The sequence below is a fragment of the Confluentibacter sediminis genome (genome assembly GCF_003258355.1).
Lineage (GTDB): Bacteria > Bacteroidota > Bacteroidia > Flavobacteriales > Flavobacteriaceae > Confluentibacter > Confluentibacter sediminis.
The window spans coordinates 1-1,662 of the sequence record NZ_QKPO01000038.1; the positions used below are offsets into that span (position 1 = coordinate 1).

Annotated in this window: 1 protein-coding gene; it reads left to right on the forward strand. The window is 36.2% G+C overall.

What is annotated here, in order from left to right; translation table 11 throughout:
- Nucleotides 1-92 precede the first annotated feature (92 nt).
- Nucleotides 93-1,625 (forward strand): IS1182 family transposase, encoded by a 1,533-nt coding sequence (locus tag DKT72_RS17760; RefSeq protein WP_220628154.1) that lies wholly within the window; start codon nucleotides 93-95, stop codon nucleotides 1,623-1,625.
- Nucleotides 1,626-1,662: the final 37 nt, after the last annotated feature.

The window sequence follows — 1,662 nt, forward strand, 5'->3', positions numbered from 1 at the left end:
CCGTCAGACTGCGCAAAAACTTCTTCTTAAAAACCATTAATGATTCTTTTTAAATTCGTATCTTAAAGTACTGATAATCAATACTTATTTCTATGGATTTTATTAATGGATTCAACAGAAACCAATTACTAATGATGGATTTTGAATCTGCTGTTAGACAAGATTCTTGGGCACGAATTGTAGATTTGTTTGTGGATATGTTACCCATGGACGCATTAGGTTTTATCGATGTACTAAGACAAGAGGGAAGACCTCCCTATCGGTCGGCTGATTTACTGAAATTGTACATCTACGGTTACAAAAATCAATTACGCTCATCACGTAAATTAGAACAGGCCTGCCTAGTAAATATTGAAGTCATTTGGCTTCTAAAAGGCTTGAACCCATCGGCTAGAAAAATAGCATACTTCAGAAAAAACAATTCCCAGGCCTTCAAACAAGCGTTTCGGTATTTTGTAAAACTGCTCAAAGAAATCGATCTAATTGATGGACAAACCATCGCCATAGACTCCTTTAAAATTAGAGCCCAGAACAGCTTGAAAAACAATTTCAATGAAAAAAAGATAGACCGCCACATTGATTATATCGACACCAAAATCAAAGAATATGAACAACAGCTAGACCTAGAGGATGCGTTAGAAAAGAAAGAAGAAACACAAAAGAAGATAGCTTACCAAAGCAATAAAAAGGACAATTATAATCAGATCAGAAAGCAACTTGAAGCAAGTGGAGAATCGCAGATTAGCTTGACTGATCCAGACGCTCGAAGTGTGGTGCTACATCGCAATATCATCAATGTCGGTTATTGTGTGCAAGCAGGATGCGACAGTAAACACAAGCTCTTTGTAAACAATGATACCGGAACGGTAAACGACACACATGCACTATCATCAATGGCATTGAATGCCAAAGAATTATTGGGAGTCCAAACCATGGATGTTATAGCAGACAAAGGATACACCACAGGAAAACAAATTGACATTTGTTCGAAAAACGGACTCACTACTTTCTGCTCGCCAAAAGAACATTCTTCACAGAAAAATGGATTGTATGATATGCAGATATTTAAGTACGATTCTCAACAAGATACCTATACCTGCCCTAACAACGAAACACTAACTACCAACGGTACCATTTACAATAAAAACAACCACAAAGTAAAACATTACAAAAACCGCCAAGCCTGTAAAACCTGTAGGCTAAGAAGTCAATGCACGACCAACAAAAACGGACGGTTTATAGAACGTGGCATCTATCAAGAAACGCTTGAAGAAAACCAAAAAAGAGTAGAATCCAATCCCGATTATTATAGACGTCGCCAACAAATAACCGAACATCAATTTGGCACACTTAAACGGCAATGGGGATTTACATACACACTCATGAAAGGAAAAGACAATGTTCTTTCTGAGGTTAATCTCATGATGATTTGTTACAATCTGACAAGAATCACCTCTGTTTTTGGACCAAAAGCCCTGAAAAACAAGCTCAAAGAGCTTGCTTTATTCTTTTTTAAGAAAATAGACCCGTTTTTAATCGTTTTTAGCCCTTTTGGATTTTTAGTCAGAAAAAATAATACCCTAAATAGTCCTTATTTTATGAGCTCATATGTCATTAATTTGTAGAAAATCTATAGATTTATAGAAATAAATGGGGTTTGTG

Excerpts from the sequence above, each read along its gene's own strand:
- DKT72_RS17760 (WP_220628154.1), top strand. The coding sequence starts at position 93 with ATGGATTTTATTAATGGATTCAACAGAAACCAATTACTAATGATGGAT.